The sequence below is a fragment of the Alteromonas sp. 76-1 genome (assembly GCF_900654235.1).
GTDB lineage: Bacteria > Pseudomonadota > Gammaproteobacteria > Enterobacterales > Alteromonadaceae > Alteromonas > Alteromonas naphthalenivorans.
Genome location: NZ_LR136958.1, coordinates 3049128 through 3066912, shown reverse-complemented (window position 1 = coordinate 3066912; position 17785 = coordinate 3049128). Strand labels below are relative to the sequence as shown.

The window sequence follows — 17785 nt, the reverse complement described above, 5'->3', positions numbered from 1 at the left end:
TATGCGTGATTGAAAGTGAAACGTATTAGCGCATACTAGGTCCCATTCGAAGAAATTGCTTCACAACGATTGCTTCACAACGAAAACTAGCCTAACGGATAGCCCTTTTTTTATGCCAGTAAGAAAGTGAACGGGCAATAAAAAGCCCCGCAGGGGCGGGGCTTAAACTATGCGACTATTAGGCTTAGTATTACTGGCCCATTGTCTTAATTTCTTCAAAATATCTACGGTATTCCATACGAGTAATAAGTTCGTTGCCATCTTTATCCATGGTCATGAAATCACCTTTAATACCTGCGTTTTCAATTTCACGTTTAGATAGTTCACCATCTTTATTAGCATCGGCTTCATCGAATCGCATATTCGTAGCATCCGTAACTTCGGTACGTAATGTCTTGTTCTTTTCACTGATCACAGCACCCGTTTCGTCCATGGCACCACCATGTTTTATCGAGTGTTGTGTGTCGCTAGTTTTAATTTCAGAACGCATTTCTGAATTTTGTTCACTAATTACATCGCCGTCTGCACCCATAGAATCCTTTTTAGCCATGGCGGATGCCTTGCTCATTGAATCATGGCTTTCATTGGCTTTCATTTCAGAGCGGAGTTCTTTATTTGCTTCGCTAATCACATCGCCATCTGTTCCCATAGCCTCTTTCTCGTCCATGGGTTGGTGCGCGCTATTGGCTTTACCATCGTGGTTTGTTTTTTCTTTAACCACTAATTCGTCAGTAAACCTTTCAGGTTTAGACTTTATGTAGGCAGTAAACTCAGAGTGGTTAATCATATCATCACTGTTTGAGTCTATTTTAGACATAGTCTCTTCAGTAATACTTCCCTTAACCTCTTCCTTGGAAAGCATGCCGTTGCCATTTGCATCTAGTGCCTCAAAGTCTGAGGTTATTCTAGATTCATGATGGGCAGCGAAAGCAGAAGTAGACATTACTGCGCCAATAACCATTGCTAACGTTAGCTTTTTCATAATAAATTCCTTCTTTGCATGTGTAATGCTTTGGGTTAAATATGAGAAGTGAATGTCGAAACCGTTCACGGTATTGGCGACAATCTAAAAGGCACGAAGGTATTTCCGTACTTCTACTCCTACATATCTTTATTCCTGTTTAGTAAATCACTCTGTTTCATTCCTGATTTATAATTCATACTTTGTGCCAAGCATTAACATAATGATTTCAATGCACTTTTCTTGATTTGCATGAACGGTATAGGTAAATAAAGTGTTAAAAAGACACAAGCTGTGAAATATATGCACTGTGTAACATAGCCCTGGCATTCCCGCTTAAAAGCTTCATGCCCTTCTTAATTGGTTCGAGATTTAACCTTCCTGACTCTGAAATTTTCAATTAAATCAGTGTTTTAATTCGTAAGGTAACCAGAAGGTTTAATTTGAGATTTATCCGTAAGCTTTGTTCCATCAATACAGCCCAAAGCTAGGGGATAAGGAATGTTTTCAACAATGCTTAGTAAAAATATTAGTAAAAAACCCACAGAGAAGCTTTTTAACTTTTACCAGGATTCTTCACTTTCGCGCATGATTAATTTTCTCAATGAAGCAGTTATCGTTATAGATGCTAACGGCACTATTGAAATGCTTAACTCTACATCCGCCTCATTACTGGGAATAGAAAAAGACAAATTGCTAGGACATAATTTACTTGAGCTAGTTATAGATGATACGGGTAAGTCACAGACTTATGTTATTGAGAGCTTAGATGCAGGCCAAAGAGATTTAATTTCCGCCCCTCCTATGGAAGTTAACCTTCAAGCAGACAAAGACAACCAAACACATGTGTGTGTTGAAATGTCGATATCAACGTTACCAGAAGCATTCTCATCGGCTAATACACTGTATCTTTGTATACTCCGCGACCTTACGCTTCACAAGGCAGAGTATGGTTCGCTATTACACAAAGCTAATACCGACTATTTAACAGGGCTAGCTAACCGCCATAGGTTTGCCGAATACCTTGATAAACAGTGGGATGTTTGCGAGCAAGACGATGTACCGCTAAGTATTATATTTATTGATATCGACCACTTTAAAGACTTCAACGACCAATATGGTCATATAGCGGGGGATAGATGCTTAAAGAGAATAGGGGAAACTATTTCATTAAGCCTTCCCAATCGCGATACCTTAGCCGCACGCTATGGCGGTGAGGAGTTTGCCTTGGTGTTGCCCCGATGTTCAGCACAGACCGCCCAATTATTAGCGATACGTATTAAGCGACATATATCGCAATTAAGTACCAGGCAGTTTGCGTTATCGCAAGAATCAGAGTTAACAGTAAGCATGGGTGTAGCAACGCAAATGGAGAATCGCTACAGTTCAAAAGAAGGTTTGTTGAACGCGGCTGATACATTGCTTTATCAGGCTAAGTCTCAGGGAAGAGATCAGATTTGTTTTTTGTAAAATAGAGTTAGGGGCTTCTAATAAAAAGCCCCGAAAATTTTAACTCGGTTTTTTATTTATAATTTGTGGATCACACATAAAGCGTATATTGGTTTGTTTATCAAGTACCCATACTTCTATGTAAATGTCGTCGGCAACATCGTCACCGTCATCAACACCAATTTGTATACCGGAGTCGGTTTTATCTTCTAAGGTTACATCACCAGGGCTGGTTGCGGTAACCCAACGAAAGGCGTAACGGTCATTTAAAGCGGGCGAAAATTCGATATTCAATTTACGATTGGTATTGCTTTCAAATGCAATCGCTTCGGGTGTGTAGCGATAGTAGTAGCCTTCACCAATTTCCACATGTTTGGCATCGGCAGGCGGTACTTCATCCGGTGCCCAAAGCTGTAAGGTAAAGGTGGCCGTGTTAGTCGTTTCAGTTGAATTTGTTGTTGATGTGGCTTCTTGTGCTAACGTTGAGAAAGAGAGTACTACCGCTAAAAAAACAATGGCTTAAGCATTATCTTACTATTCTTATATATAGGCTTCATTTTTATTCCCTTCAAAAATTGAAAAATAAACACGCTACTTTTAGCGCATAAAAACTATATCAAATTTGTTTGATGTATAGAATAAAAATAGGGAGGCTTAAGTAAGTCCTCAGATATTAAAGCGCATTTTAAATCAGAATTGGCAGCTAACAGCCGCCAATTCTATAAAATTAATTTTTCTGTTTATTAATGATTTGTGGATCTTGACTGGTATAAACGCTCGACTTAGGTGCTGTAACTAGTTTCATACAAATACTTTCTGTTGCTGAGTCTGAATCTACAAAGATAATGGTTTGCCCATCTTCAGTTATACTGTAAGTCAAGTCATTATCTAAATCACCAGATATGACTGGGCCCACGAATTGTAAATCGCTAGACTCTTTCTTCAAAGTATACATTATCATGCTACTGGACTCAGTTACTGTTACATTACCTGTTGCAGGGTTGCCTGAGGTATCATAAATAGCATATCGAGGTGGAGTTTCGTCCGTAAATACTGAAACCATAAACTGAAATATCGGTGTTGGATTAGACATATTTTATTCCTTTTATAAATAATCAAAGTAGAAAGGTTTGGTCAAAGTTTTTGCGTGAGCTTTCAAAGTACCATTTATTTTAGAAGTATTGTTAGTACATTGACTCGCAAAAAAATGCGGTAAAATTGCATCGGGGTGATAAGATTTTTCGACGATTTTCGATGTGGTAAGTTGAAGCTCATGACAAAGTAAACTTTTGCGCTCATCGGTAAAAATGTTTTCACTTCTAATAAATTGAGATAATATTTTTTTTGTTTTTAGACTATATTCTGTAAAGCTTGGCTCACGGGACTTTAATGAAGACTCAATAATTTCTGGGGTAATTGAGCGTATATATTTTTGAATTTGAGTAATAATTTCCCAGTGCGAATTCATTTGAAAGTATTCAATTAAGGGAAAAAGTATCCATTCTGCATTAGATGCAATTACCTTGGCTAATACCTGCTGAGCATCAATAGAGCTTTTAAAACTTGAATCACTTACTAGTAAAAGTGCTTCTATACGAAAAAAAGCCAATTGCCATTCACTGTTGTTAATATCTTGCGAGATCGCCTGTTTTACAATTGTATAACTTTTCTCTAGTGTTGTGCCGTAGTTTTTTTTCAGCATTAACTTTTTAGCTAAGAGCGCTTTTTGAACAAGAACTGCAACATAAGGTTCAATGGCGGCAGCATTAGAACTATGAAGTATATATATATCTTCAAAAGCTTGTTCAGCATCCTCGTACAATCCATAAGCTTTTTCATATTCCCCAGTATGAACAGTAGCCGACGCTATCCACGACAGGGTATCGGCAGCATAAAGTTGAGCATCAAAATCATCAGGGTTTTGTTCAGCGATATATTGTTTGAGCTTTAGTGATGCACTGAAGTATTCAATCGACTTACTAAATTCGAAGTTTTCATATTCAAGAGATCCTAAAGAATTTTGTGCGTAAGCCACTTCCATCATGGCGTCAGTATTATCTGGGGCTATCGCTAGCATACGTTCGCTGTAAGTTAGGTAACGCTCGAATGCCGTTCTGGCTATGTCCATCAAGCCATCGTTATAAGCGATGTGGCCCAACCAAAATGCGTTTGCACCCGCGGCTTTAAGTAGCTCGAAGTGATTGGGTGCATCGCTCAACAGCGCCTTAATATGTACATCGGCTTCTTGGTAAGCTTCTTTCGCGGTGGCTACATCGTCTCTATAAAATCGTACTTCTGCCATCGCTTGCAGTGATAGGGCGTGTTGAAAACGCAGTTCGAAACTAGGTTTTGGCGGGCTAATGGTAAAAAATCCATATTCACTCGTTTGCTGGGCTTGTTGAACATAACTCAGTGCTTGTTCGCTGATACCTTCCAGTAAGTCCATACGTTTTACGCTACGTAGTTTATTGGCAAAGTCACCTATCATATAGCCCATTAAATTTTCAGCTTCTAATCGCTTCCTTTCGGCCAGTTGTTGCGATTGCTGACTTTGTAGCATGGCGCCAAACGAAATGACCGTTAAACAAGCAAGGGCTGCAAAGGTAACCCCGCGAATAATACGTTTGCGTTGCACCGTTTTCTGTGACGCCCGAATGAGCGCTAATTCGTCATTCGTCAGTGTTAAGCTAGTATCGGCTTTTAACGCCAAAGCATCAGTTAAGGGCTTACCTTGTGTAAGTAAAAACGCCTTACTTTTGTTATCTTGCAGCCATTGTTTGGTTTGTTGTTCTAGTCGGCCTTTGCTCACCAGCGCGCTTTGGTGTAGTTGTAGCCACGTTTGCACCCGTTGCCAGCGCCTAAGCACGGCTTCATGCGCCACTTTAAAGCAGGCTTTGTCTTGATAAAGGTGCGATACAAATAAACGATGCTCTACCATTAGCTCGACAAATTTTTTCTCGTTATCGTTACTAAGTTCACTCCACAATGCGGTACGGCTCGTTAAATTGCTGCCATCGTTTGTAAGTGAAACAATAAGAGGAAGCACGCGGTCGAGTGCCGTTTTCACTAACGCCGGCATCTGTTGGTAAAGCTGTTCAGCTTTGTGGCCAATTGCGCCTTCTATACCGCCCAACTGTTTGTAGGTACTAACTTGTAGTAAGTTGTCTGTTCGCTGCAAGTACAGTTCTTGTAAGGTATATTGCAATAATGGAAGGCAGTTGGGTTCAGCCGCGGCATCGGTAAATATAATGTCGTCTAACGTTACGTCAGTATTACTATCTTCTTCCCACTCTAGCCCTGCGGCAATAGCTGGAAGGCGTATCATTTGGCTTAATTCACTGGCTGAGGGGGCCGTAAGGTCGAAATGTGCTCCCCGCTCTTTATTTTTCATTAGGGTGGGGTAGGCAGCTAAGTGATGGTAAAAATCATTCCGACATACTAAAAGCATTAGAATGAAGCCACTTTCTGCTAATGCTTCAAGCAGCGTAAACACCGCTTCCTTTAGGGCACTATTAACATGGTTAGTGGCCAAATAGGCTTCAAGGCGATCGAGTACTATTACATAGCAAGGGAAAGCGACGTTATTGTACTGGCTTGCAGTTGTAAGTTTAGTTTTTGCTATATTGATAACCGACTTGGGGTCGCGTTTCAGTTTTGCCGCTAACGAATCTGCACTTTCCCCTTCAAATAAGGGGGCATCATTAATATCCCAATCCAGCATACAGGCGGCAAGTTCTTCCACAATCTGTGCTGCCTGAATATCTGCAATATCAATACTGGCGTAATCGATGGCATGAACACCATTGGCGCCCTTGTTGTTTAATAACCTAGGTAATAAACCTGCGTGCACTAACGAGCTTTTACCTGAACCGCTAGGGCCGATAATAAGGGTAAAAGGACGTTTTTTGGTAAATTGATCCGAAAGCCTCGCCAGTAAATTTTTTACTGCCGCATTTCTACCGTAATACACTTGGCTTTCTTGTTGCGTAAACGCGGTTAAACCAGGGAACGGTGATTGACCTTGCCAATCGGTTTCTGCAGCACGTGTTTGTTCATCTTCTAAAAACTGAACATCGGCAACAACCCGATATCCCCGCTTTCGAATGGTTTCTATAAATAAAGGGGCGCTGGCTTTATCACCTAATGCTTTACGTAATTGGGTTATAGTTTTATGAATAGGGTTATCGCCAATGGGAGCACCTGGCCAGCACTGGGTAATAATGTCGTCGGCGCTAACCACTTCACCCGCTTGCTGACACAATAGCAACAGAACGTCCATTGCTTTGGGCTCAATAGCGCGTTTAGTTTTGCCTAATATAAGGGTGTTTGAGGCTGGTTCAACTTGCCAGTCGCCCAAATAAAACTGCTTCAACATGTATTAAATTTGCTCAGTAGAAACCAATCAGAACAAACCTAACCTACTTTAGTTGTAAGGTAAACGAGTTACACTGTGTTCGGTACTATAAATTTAACTAAAAATACCTTTAAATTTTAATAATATAAAAAATATTAACAATAAGTGAAATTTGATCCTCACCCTCTAGGTCTATACTACTACACGTGCTTACCGCACGTTAAAACCAGACTTATACTTTTGAGGGTAGATAAAATGAAACAAATTAAAAAATCTTCTGTTGCTACGGCACTCGGTGCGGTTGTTATTGGCTCGTTAGCATCTACGGTTGCTATGGCTGAAGTTAACCCATTTTCAATGCAGTCATTAGAATCTGGCTATAGCCAATTCGCTGCTGAAGGCAAATGTGGTGAAGGCAAGTGCGGTGGTGATAAAGCTGCCAAATCTGCAGATGGCAAAGCAGCTGAAGGTAAGTGCGGCGAAGGTAAGTGTGGTGGCGACAAAACGGCGAAAGCAACCGAAGGTAAATGTGGTGAAGGCAAGTGCGGCGGCGATAAAGCAGCTAGCATGGCTGAAGGTAAAATGGAAAAAGCGACAGAAGGCAAGTGTGGTGAAGGCAAGTGTGGCGGCGATAAAGCAGCTAGCATGGCTGAAGGTAAAATGGAAAAAGCGACAGAAGGCAAGTGTGGTGAAGGCAAGTGCGGTGGCGATAAAGCAGCTAGCATGGCCGAAGGTAAAATGGAAAAAGCTAAAGAAGGAAAATGTGGTGAAGGTAAATGCGGTAGCATGTAACGCTACGGCAAGTGCAGTATAAAAAAGGCCGTCATTCGATGGCCTTTTTAGTGTGAAATTGGGGTGAAATAATGAAGCATATTCAAGGTGCAGGTTTAGGTTTTCGTCGCGAGATGTTAGATGAGGTGTTACCAACACTGCCTAGTGAGGTCGACTTTTGGGAAGTTGCGCCCGAAAACTGGATCCCTTTAGGCGGAACATACGAACGCCAGTTTGCCCAAAGTATTCAACAAGCGCCTTTCACTACTCACGGGTTGTCTCTTTCAATTGGTAGTAGCGACAAGCTTGATATCGAATTCGTTAAAACCGTAAAGCACTTTTTAGACACCCACAATATCGATTTATATAGCGAGCACTTAAGTTACTGTTCTGGGCACGGGCATATGTATGATCTCATGCCAATACCGTTTACTGAAGATGCAGTTAAACATGTGGTAGGCCGCATAAAGCAGGTTCAAGACATTATCGAACGGCCATTGGTGCTAGAAAATGTGTCTTATTATTTGGCGCCTGGGCAAGAGATGTCTGAATTAGATTTTACCAATGCGGTACTAGCGGAGTCAGGTTGCTCGTTACTGCTTGATGTAAACAACGTTTATGTAAATAGTATTAATCACAAATATAATGCTTACGATTTTATAAACCGCTTACCTAGCGATAAAATTGTATATGGCCATATCGCAGGTCACTTCGATGAAGCCCCAGATTTAAAAGTAGATACCCATGGCGCCGATGTTATTGAACCCGTATGGGATTTACTAAAGCACGCTTATGAAGCTCATGGCGTATTCCCTACATTATTAGAACGTGATTTTAATATTCCCGCGATGGAAGTATTAGTAAAAGAAGTGCAGCGTATTAAAGCGATACAAGCCCAGAGTATTGCAAATCACCAAACCGTTTTTGCAGGGCAGTCTGCATGAGCGAGAATTTTAAAACCGTCCAGCAAAAGTTTGTTAATGCGATTAAAGATCCAGATTCGTTTGAAACAAACGACGCTGACATTAAACGCCGCATGGATATTTATCAGTCCCTTTTCTTTAATAACATTATGGGTTTTATAAGCACAGGTTTTCCGGTGTTAAAGTCATTGGTAAGTGAAGACAATTGGAATGATTTGGTGCGCGCCTTTTTTATTCATCACGAGAGCCGTTCACCGTATTTTTCAGACATTAGCAAAGAATTCGTAGAGTATTTGTCAGCAAATCCAGAACTCGCATTTCAATTACCTGAGTTCGCCCCTGAGCTTGCCCACTATGAATGGCTAGAATTAGATGTCAGTATTCGAAAAACTCCTCATAAGGTGGTGTATTTTGATGCTGACGAACAGGTAACAATGGTGAGCGTTTCCCCGCTGGCCACCATTGCATCATATTCATACCCCGTGCATTTAATTGGTGTGGACTATATTCCCGAAAACCCCGCACCCGAGCAACAGTTCTATGTGGTGTATCGGAATCAAGAACAGCACGTAGAATTCGTGCATTTAAATCCGCTGACTGCAGTTTTATTGCATACCATTGAACAGCAGGAACAAGGTATAGAAATAGAGGCCTTAGGCGAGCAGCTTTGTAAGCAATTAAACCACCTACCAGAACAAGCTGTGCTTCAAGGTATGCAGCAAATAGTAAGCGATATGCTGCAAAAAGGTATTTTGTTACCTAGCTGAGCAGTTTGCTGAACACTAAATCACCAGTTTTTAACTGGCACTTAAGTGCAGAAAGGCTAAAGTTGTACGCGAGTGTATAGCTTTGGCTGTTAAATGTTGGGAAAGTAGGCAATTGACTACAATAGCGCTGTCAATCCGGTCTGCTTTCGATTAACATTTACGACCATTTTTTTGTTAGTTAAATTGTTTAGGTAGTGCATATGGCAGACAATTCAGATTTCAAAGAAGTCTACAATAAGTGGTACTTTCTAGCTTCTATCGTAACTTTACTCGCGTTTCCGCTGATGCACGTCATCTGCGGCTGGTTTACCTTCTGGTTATAACGCAGACATTCAAGGCATAATTGTGACTGCACAGTATATAAAATCAGTTGTTAAAACCGTTCCTGACTATCCAAAGCCAGGTATTTTATTTAGAGATGTTACTAGCGTACTAGAAGACCATAAGGCTTTCAGTAGTTGTATCGCATTGTTGCTTGAAGAATTCCAAGATATGGGATTCAACAAAGTAGCAGGGACTGAAGCGCGCGGATTTTTATTCGGCGCACCATTGGCCATTGAGATGGGCATTGGTTTTGTTCCAGTGAGAAAACCCAACAAATTACCCCGTGAAGTGGTTAGTGAAACCTACGACCTTGAATACGGTACTGATACGTTGGAAATCCACAAAGATGCTATCCAGCCTGGCGATAAAGTTTTACTTATCGACGACTTGTTAGCAACTGGCGGTACCATCGAAGCATCAGCAAAGCTAATCCGTACATTAGGCGGCACCATTGAGCATGCTGGCTTTGTTATCGGCTTACCTGAACTAGGTGGTCGTGAAAAGCTAACCGCGATGGGTATCAAAAGTTTCACGCTTTGTGAGTTCGACGGCGAATAAGGATAAAAATACAGGCAATGAGTTATCAGGTATTAGCACGTAAATGGCGCCCGGGTAAGTTTAGTGAACTCGTAGGGCAGGAACATGTTGTTTCAGCTATTTCGAATGCGTTGGATAACGACCGCTTGCACCACGCGTACCTATTTACCGGTACGCGAGGGGTAGGTAAAACCACCATTGCTCGTATATTTTCCAAGAGTTTAAACTGCGAAGAAGGGCAGGGTTCTAATCCCTGTGGTCGATGTAATACCTGTAAAGAAATTGAACAGGGTAATTATGTTGATTTGCTTGAAATTGATGCGGCATCACGCACGAAGGTAGAAGATACCCGAGAGCTACTTGATAACGTTCAATACAAGCCTACCCGCGGCCGGTATAAAGTGTACCTTATTGATGAAGTACACATGCTTTCTAAGCATAGCTTTAATGCGTTGTTAAAAACGTTAGAAGAGCCACCGCCTCACGTTAAGTTTTTACTGGCCACGACCGATCCACAAAAGCTTCCTATTACTATTTTATCTCGTTGCTTGCAGTTCAATTTAAAAGCATTGTCGCGAGAGCAAATAGTTGGGCAGCTTAATCATATTCTAGAGCAAGAAACCTTACCCTTTGAGCCGCAAGCGCTTGCGTTATTAGCCCGCGCTGCACAAGGGAGTATGCGTGATGCCTTAAGCTTAACCGACCAAGCTATTGCACAAGGTGGTAATGCGGTTAATGCCTCTGTCGTGACCGATATGCTAGGCTTGATGGATAAAAACCAGCTTGTGAAGTTATTGCATGCGGTGGTGAGTAAAACGCCAGCCGATGTCATGCAATTGGTTCAGGATATGTCGGAACAAGCACCAGATTACGATCATGTGCTTGCTGAATTAGGCAGTACGCTGCATCAAATAGCGTTAACCCAATGGGTACCTGAAGCCTGTAAATTAGAAACGACTTCAGCCAAAGCTATTTACCAACTTGCTAAATCAATCTCTGCTGAACAAGTGCAGTTGTTGTATCAAATTGCGCTGCAAGGAAGAAAGGACTTACCATTCTCTTCAGACGGCAGGAGCGCATTAGAAATGACGTTAATGCGTATGATGACGTTTGCACCTAGTACGCCTTTAGCTGATGCGCCATCTGAGATAGCCAGCGGAACGGTTGATAGTTCGTTGCCTATTGCATCGGCGGAAAAAAAAACACTAATTTCTGAGCAAGACGCGCAAAGCACGACTTCTACCGCTAATTCTCTTAGTGCTGAAAGCGCAGACGCTGGGTCATCTTCAGCGGATGAAGAGGTTTTCAGCAATGAACAAGATGCAGAAACTGCTGCTGGTAAAACCGACCGCGCACTAACTCACGATATTTCATCATCGCCTGACTTCGCAGACTTAGCCACCTCACAGAATAAAACCTCTGAACCAGAAGCCTCGGCTCATGAAAAAGAGTCGTATGGCGAAGTCGCTTCGCAACAGGTAGCGTCTTTTGAACAGGCAGAGCCTTCGCAACAGGTAAAGCCTTCCCAGCCGGTAGCGCATTCAGAAGATAACCAGCCTTCTGATGCCAATCAGTCAGTAATAAATAATCAGCCTACAGGTAATGATCATTTTACAGGCAACGATCAGCTTACGGGTAGCAATCAACCTGCAGGTGAGCATGGCAAGCCAGTCAGAAGTTTGGCGTCAGAGCATACTCCTTCAGATTTGGCCCCGTTTAATGATATGCCGCCAGCAGATGCATACATGGACGATATGCCACCGCCTTACGATGATGATGAATCGTCGTTTGTGCCGCCTGATTTCGCCGATGCTCAGCTGACAAATGCACCGCTATCTGATGAAAGCCCTGACACGCAATCTACACATTTTGCTTCGCAGCAAGCTGGTGATTCTGTGCCAGCCACTACGCCCACACCAGAGGCACAGTTAACATCCACTGCTGATATGCTCGCGCTACGACAGCGGTTAAAGCAAAAACGTGATGAAAACGCAGAACAAGCGGCGAAAAAGCCTGAAGCGACGAACGAAACTACTAGCTTTGTAGATAGAATGAGTAAGGCTTCAAGCCAAGGCTCACTTGACCCTTCGAATGAGGGCCAAGATGATAGGCAATTTAAAGGCACGGCTGACGACAGCAGTGCTCAACAAGAATTAACTACTGCACCGGCAACTGCGCCATCAAGCTCTGATATTTTAAATGCAAATTCAAATTTAGATGCTGGCTCTAACGCTAGCATGCAAAACCAAACCGATATGCCCCCATGGGATACGGGTACACAGCATGATGATGAGCCTTTTACTGCCAACGAGCAAGATACCCACTTTGATTCACCAATGCCTGACGCGGCGCAGTATGGCGGTAATAGCGAAACAGCTCGTAATGAGCCTCAGCCTTTAGAACCAGGGCCAAGCGATACCCGTAATGAATTTAGTGGTGAGCCAGTAAATCAGTTCACAAGTCAGTATCAAGGTAAGTTAGCCGCTTATCTGGATGATGGTAGTAAGCTTGTTCATGCGAGCCAAATTGATAAGTGGAGCAATGACGTAGAGCAAATGCCTATTGCAGGTTTGCTAAAACAATTAGTGCTTCATGCATCTTTTTTGCGAAATGATCAGGGTATAACGCTTGAAATTGATAATAGTCAGGCGCATCTACTAAAAGACAGTGCAAAACAACAGTTGCTTGATGTATTGCATCATAGTTTTGGCGAAGGGGAGAATATTACCATCACCCTTGGCTCGCCAAAACAAACGCCCTATGCGTTGCAACAAGACATTATTGCTATGCGCCAAGCGCATGCACAATCGGTAGTACATACCGACGAAACAATACAAGCGTTGTTATCAGCGTTCGACGCATCAATAGTGACCGACTCGGTTAAAGCGCGATAGCAATATTAACTAACACTAAGACAAAGTGAGAAAAGAATATGTTTAAAGGTGGAATGGGCAACATGATGAAGCAGGCTCAGCAAATGCAAGATCGTATGCAAAAAGTGCAAGACGATTTGGCTAAGCTGGAAGTCACAGGTGAAGCCGGTGCAGGCATGGTTAAGGTGACCATGACGTGTAATCATAACGTTCGCCGTGTAGACATTGACGACTCGTTAATGGAAGACGATAAAGACATGATTGAAGACTTGGTTGCCGCTGCATTTAACGATGCCGTTCGCCGCGTTCAAGAAACCAGTAAAGAAAAAATGGGTGACGTTACTGGCGGAATGTCACTTCCACCAGGCTTCAAAATGCCGTTTTAGGCAATCTTTGCCTTATAAAGAAGCACCATATAAAAAGATTCATTTTCATAAAGCTTTAGCGGTACTGAATGTGATTCGAAAAAAAAAGCTCAAGAATTAATTCTTGAGCTTTTTTGTATCAGTCTTGTTTCTATATTTGGCAACTGCTTATGTTCACAGTATCCTTGTATATTACTTGATGGGCACCAATAACAAATTCACTAGCGTTTGCTGGTCGGGGAAACCTGTAACTGCAATACCTTTTATCTGTTGATATTGAGTAATAGCCTTCACGTAAGATGCATTAAATTCGCTTTCAGCCATATCAACATCGAAACCTCTCGCTTTTAACGCGTCGGTGGTCATATCAAGTACACTCTGATAAATATAAATTGTGCTGTCGTTTATTGACATCTCAATAATATCGGAACGCGTCGCCAAACGAGTTGGCAAAAACGCTTGCAGCATAATATTAGTGGCATCTAGAAATTTTTGATCTGGATTATCGGTGCAATGTTTATTTAGCATCAATAACATTAGTTCAGTAGTCTGCCATGGCGTTATATCAAACGTTTTTTGCTGCAACGCATTGAACGCCGTGATGTAACCTTCTAACCAGCCGCCGTATAAATACGTTTTTGAACCTTGCTCAGAATACGTACTTGCAAATTCAGAGCAGCTGCGTTTCGCTGCCCCTTTTGTGTTGAACGCGCCTTCTTCATCTGCCGCTACGGCACAAAAAGAGAATAAAATAACTACTAAGGTTACGACATACTTCTTCATCTTTACTAAATACGGGGGCGGGTTTAGCACCCCCTCTCCATTACTTTTACGTTTACTTGCGTTTACGAATTAGCGAAATGCCAACAAGTGAAAGTAAGAATATTGCAATCGTTGAAGGTGCTGGCACGCTGGTGGTAGATGTCACAATAGCAGCTTGGGTTATTGTATACGAACCTGGGTCAGCAAAAGAAACACCGGTAACGAATGCTGTTGGATCTGTAGGGTCTAACATAAGGTCTTCATTAATACCTGTCAGGGTGAACGTTGAGACAGGGAAAGGGAAGTCGAAGGTTTGACCTGCCATTAGTGCTTCTGTGTACTCCACACCTAATAAGTCAGTAATGGTAATTAAATAACCGTCTGCATCATTTACGCTGAGTAAAGTCGGTGCGGTAACACTGGCAAATTGACCACTGTTCCCAGCGGTGTACGTGTAACCGGTCGATACATCTGGATCGAACCAAATGGTTTCGCCTGCATCAACCTCCGGTAGCGTGAATACAAATTCGCTCTCTTCACCTACTTCAACATCTTCATCCGGCATTAACGGTGTAAATTCCGACTCACCATTTTCTACGGCAAAATTACCAAAGCTGCTTAAATATACTGTTGTGTCTAATGCATCGTCTGATGCATCAGCTAGCAACATAGTAAACGTATTTCCAGTACTGCCTGGCTCTACGGGAATATCGAATTGTAAAAGCGGAATGCCATTTGGTGCTAATAAACCGTTCAATTCTGTGCCTTCAATGGCCTCGAAGTCAGGGTGGTCGATTGAGATAGGGGCAAGCCCATCGTCTACGGCAAGCTCTGCCACAGGTGCAAAAGCTACGTTAGCACCGTTAAGCAATAGCGCAAAGCCGTCGGTATATTCACTATCAACATAGCCTGGAAATTCCTCAGAACCAAACGCAGCAATAAATGACACAGTACTCACATCATCAGATACATCAAAGGTTATATCTAATTGCACAGCATCGAAATGTTCAGCTTGCCCGGTAATTGGGGTTAAAATTGTGTTTTGTGCCGCTGAGGCTGGGTTTTGAGGTACATATTCCTCGCCGCCACCATCTTCTGGCCCTGGCTGCTCATTTCCATCTTCATTCGCTTCATCTTGCTCAAAATAAGCAACAGGATTGTTAGAGAACTGCGCCTCTAGCTCATTACCGTTGTCAGAAGGTGGAAGGGGACTTTCTACTAATCCAAAGCCATTTTCGATAAATTCATTCGGCCCATCGACATAATCGCCTACTTGACCTGTACTAAAGACAATACCGCCAGCACTGGGAAGACCGTAGGTTCCTGAATTGTTAGTGTAAACGCCAGCTTGACCAAATTGGCCCGACAGCGATTGCTCGGTAATGGTTAAGCCTGAATTATTAATAAATAGCGAGTCGGTTAAAAATTCGGCTGAGTCACTACTTTCAATAACAATTGCATTCGCATATTGAGCAGAAAATAAAACGCTGAAAGAAAAGGTACTAATTTTTATGATTTTTTTAAAGGTAGGCATTTACTACATCCCTGATATTCTAAAAATTTTATTTTTGTGAGTGATCTATTTGTAAAGTTCCGAGATGCCTCAGCAAGAAACTGGCCAGTTTTTAATCTATTGAATTTACTTGTTATTTTTAATTTTAAACCCTTTAGTGTAAAAAATTTTGACGGTATAGAGGGTGGTTGGGAAATGTATTGTTTCTATCACTTAAATTTATATTCTCCTATAAGTGCTTAAAAAAGAAATTTAAGTAAGTTAAATGTATATATTTTAATGGTTTATGTATTTTATAATTGGACTTTTATGCTGGGGCTGCGCTGCCTTTACGTAGACTAGCATGAGCTTTTTAATAGGATCGGGCCTTACCTATTGTTTGGGATTAAGCAGCTTCAACGGATTGGTCAGTAGGTTCGACATAAAACGCTTTAGTTATGGTAGACCATCAGTAATAATACATCCCATCTTAACGTTCAGAAATATCAACATTTTCATGCTGAAAAAAAGTATTATCCTGTCGGTGACAGTAGTCGCTGTCGTAGCCATTACCCTATTTGGCATTTCAACTCACAGGCTATATAGCAAAAAGCAGTTATCCGTAGACCCTAAATTGAATGAAATTTCTGGTATCGAGTACGACAAAAAAGGATTTCTTTGGGCTATTAACGATAGTGGGGATGATCCCAAATTATATCGTTTAGATGATAACGGCGACATTACCAAGGAAGTTATGGTAGCCAATGCGAAAAACATCGATTGGGAAGATATTACCCAAAACGATTTTGGGCACTTTTTCTTAGGCGATTTTGGTAATAATGATAACGACAGAAAATGGCTAACTATCTATAAAATAGAAAACCCTATCGATATTAAAACCGAGTCGACAAACGCTGAAATTATTAAGTTTACCTACCCTGAAATGGACGGGAAAACACCGGTTAAACCGAATGATCGTAACTTCGATTTAGAAGCCTTTGTTGCGCTAGGGCGCCACCTTTATTTATTCACCAAGAATAGAACTGAGCCCTTTGATGGTATTACTAACGTATATAAAGTGGGTGATCACGCGGCTAACTTTGATGCCGAATTAATCGACTCTTTTAAAACCTGTACTACCATGGAGAAACTGTGCTGGATAACGTCGGCGGCATTAAGCCCTGACAGAACTAAGCTAGCGCTATTGGATTCCACTAGTATTTGGTTATTCGAAAACTTCAAAGGGGATAAGTTCTTCTCCGGCGATGTTTACCGCATCGATTTAGGGTTGATTACGCAAAAAGAGGCGGTCACTTTTAAAGACGACAACACCATTATATTTACCGACGAGAAATTTAAAGGTATTTTCGGCGGAAATGCGTATGTGATTAAACTCGATGAAGTGCATAAAAAATTGATTCGAAAGGCAGCAAAGCCAAAAGAAAAAATAATTGAGCCAAACTAGCCTATAGCAAACTTTTATTGAGAGTGTGCAACAAGAACTTTTAGTGAGTAACATGCGTAGTTGTTTCGTAACCGATTTAACATGATAAGTAGTTTGTATGAAGTTTAGCCCGTTACTGAATGAATTAATTCAAGCGTTAACTTGCCTTCCTGGGGTAGGTAATAAGAGTGCCCAGCGAATGGCGTTTCATCTTTTGGAACGTAATCGTAAGGGGGCGATAGATTTAAGTAATGTGCTGCACAACGCCATGGAGCATATTCACCACTGTCAGCGCTGCAGAACGTTTACGGAAGATGAGCTGTGCGAAATATGCCGTCACCCCGAGCGCGAGGCCAGTGACTTGTTATGCATTGTTGAAAGCCCGCAAGATGTTTTGGCAATCGAGCAAACGCTTAGTTATAAAGGCCAGTACTTTGTATTGATGGGGCATTTGTCGCCCATCGATGGAGTAGGGCCTGAAGAAATTGGCCTCAATGAATTAGAAACTCGTTTTAGTGCAGGTGGCATTAACGAAGTGATCCTTGCCACCAACCCCACGGTGGAAGGTGAAGCCACTGCGCATTATATAGCCCAGCTTTGTGCGGCACATAATGTTGAAGCATCTCGTATTGCTCATGGTGTGCCTGTTGGTGGCGAGCTTGAATATATAGATGGTAATACCCTCACTCACGCCTTCTCTGGTCGCCGCAAACTCTAAATTGCGGCGCTTCCCCAATAATATTTTTTCGCTTTGCTGTTGAAA

The 17785-nt window shown here is 41.9% G+C and carries 15 protein-coding genes; 9 read left to right on the top strand and 6 right to left on the bottom strand.

Annotation, left to right across the window (positions count from 1 at the left end):
* Positions 1 to 190 precede the first annotated feature (190 nt).
* Complete coding sequence (locus ALT761_RS13270) at positions 191 to 982, bottom strand: EF-hand domain-containing protein (RefSeq protein ID WP_129739366.1); 792 nt, start codon at positions 980 to 982, stop codon at positions 191 to 193.
* Positions 983 to 1474: 492 nt separating this feature from the next.
* On the opposite strand from ALT761_RS13270, the gene ALT761_RS13265 reads away from it, so the two are divergent.
* Entirely contained in the window at positions 1475 to 2431 is a 957-nt protein-coding gene (locus tag ALT761_RS13265; protein ID WP_232043455.1) for a sensor domain-containing diguanylate cyclase, read from the top strand.
* A gap of 39 nt (positions 2432 to 2470) precedes the next feature.
* Here ALT761_RS13265 and ALT761_RS13260 read toward each other — a convergent pair whose 3' ends face one another.
* The 3 genes from ALT761_RS13260 to ALT761_RS13250 all read right to left on the bottom strand — a co-directional run bounded on the left by ALT761_RS13260 (position 2471) and on the right by ALT761_RS13250 (position 6785).
* Positions 2471 to 2779 (bottom strand): hypothetical protein, encoded by a 309-nt coding sequence (locus tag ALT761_RS13260; protein ID WP_129739362.1) that lies wholly within the window; start codon positions 2777 to 2779, stop codon positions 2471 to 2473.
* Positions 2780 to 3137: 358 nt separating this feature from the next.
* Positions 3138 to 3503, bottom strand: coding sequence for a DP-EP family protein (locus tag ALT761_RS13255; RefSeq protein WP_013783395.1), 366 nt, complete (start codon positions 3501 to 3503; stop codon positions 3138 to 3140).
* A 12-nt stretch (positions 3504 to 3515) separates the two neighbouring features.
* On the bottom strand, positions 3516 to 6785 hold the full coding sequence (locus tag ALT761_RS13250; RefSeq protein ID WP_129739360.1) for an nSTAND1 domain-containing NTPase: 3270 nt from the start codon (positions 6783 to 6785) through the stop codon (positions 3516 to 3518).
* Positions 6786 to 7019: 234 nt separating this feature from the next.
* On the opposite strand from ALT761_RS13250, the gene ALT761_RS13245 reads away from it, so the two are divergent.
* The 6 genes from ALT761_RS13245 (at position 7020) to ALT761_RS13220 (ending at position 13345) form a co-directional block, all read left to right on the top strand.
* Positions 7020 to 7556, top strand: a complete 537-nt coding sequence (locus ALT761_RS13245) for an HvfA family oxazolone/thioamide-modified RiPP metallophore (protein WP_129739358.1) — start codon at positions 7020 to 7022, stop codon at positions 7554 to 7556.
* Positions 7557 to 7627: 71 nt separating this feature from the next.
* Positions 7628 to 8479 carry an HvfB family MNIO-type RiPP peptide maturase gene (locus ALT761_RS13240; protein ID WP_129739356.1) on the top strand — a complete coding sequence of 284 codons (852 nt, stop codon included), beginning with the start codon at positions 7628 to 7630 and terminating at the stop codon, positions 8477 to 8479.
* A complete protein-coding gene (locus ALT761_RS13235; protein WP_129739354.1) occupies positions 8476 to 9225 on the top strand; it encodes an HvfC family RiPP maturation protein in 750 nt (249 codons plus the stop codon). Before ALT761_RS13240 ends, ALT761_RS13235 begins: the two co-directional genes overlap by 4 nt.
* 345 nt (positions 9226 to 9570) lie before the next feature.
* On the top strand, positions 9571 to 10107 hold the full coding sequence (gene apt / locus ALT761_RS13230; RefSeq protein WP_013783400.1) for an adenine phosphoribosyltransferase: 537 nt from the start codon (positions 9571 to 9573) through the stop codon (positions 10105 to 10107).
* A gap of 17 nt (positions 10108 to 10124) precedes the next feature.
* Positions 10125 to 12980: a DNA polymerase III subunit gamma/tau gene (dnaX, locus tag ALT761_RS13225; protein WP_129739352.1), complete on the top strand. Its 2856-nt coding sequence runs from the start codon at positions 10125 to 10127 to the stop codon at positions 12978 to 12980.
* A gap of 38 nt (positions 12981 to 13018) precedes the next feature.
* Positions 13019 to 13345 carry a YbaB/EbfC family nucleoid-associated protein gene (locus tag ALT761_RS13220; RefSeq protein ID WP_062087580.1) on the top strand — a complete coding sequence of 109 codons (327 nt, stop codon included), beginning with the start codon at positions 13019 to 13021 and terminating at the stop codon, positions 13343 to 13345.
* A 171-nt stretch (positions 13346 to 13516) separates the two neighbouring features.
* On the opposite strand, the gene ALT761_RS13215 is transcribed toward ALT761_RS13220, so the two are convergent.
* Together ALT761_RS13215 and ALT761_RS13210 are read right to left on the bottom strand one after the other, a co-directional pair.
* Complete coding sequence (locus ALT761_RS13215; RefSeq protein WP_129739350.1) at positions 13517 to 14137, bottom strand: peptidoglycan-binding domain-containing protein; 621 nt, start codon at positions 14135 to 14137, stop codon at positions 13517 to 13519.
* Positions 14138 to 14159: 22 nt separating this feature from the next.
* Positions 14160 to 15620, bottom strand: a complete 1461-nt coding sequence (locus tag ALT761_RS13210) for a choice-of-anchor L family PEP-CTERM protein (RefSeq protein WP_129739348.1) — start codon at positions 15618 to 15620, stop codon at positions 14160 to 14162.
* A gap of 475 nt (positions 15621 to 16095) precedes the next feature.
* Between ALT761_RS13210 and ALT761_RS13205 the strand changes: the two genes are divergently transcribed.
* The gene (locus ALT761_RS13205; protein WP_013783406.1) at positions 16096 to 17043 is read left to right on the top strand and encodes a hypothetical protein; all 948 of its coding nucleotides are present in this window, start codon (positions 16096 to 16098) and stop codon (positions 17041 to 17043) included.
* A 97-nt stretch (positions 17044 to 17140) separates the two neighbouring features.
* Positions 17141 to 17740, top strand: coding sequence for a recombination mediator RecR (recR, locus tag ALT761_RS13200; RefSeq protein WP_129739346.1), 600 nt, complete (start codon positions 17141 to 17143; stop codon positions 17738 to 17740).
* The last annotated feature ends 45 nt before the right edge of the window (positions 17741 to 17785 follow it).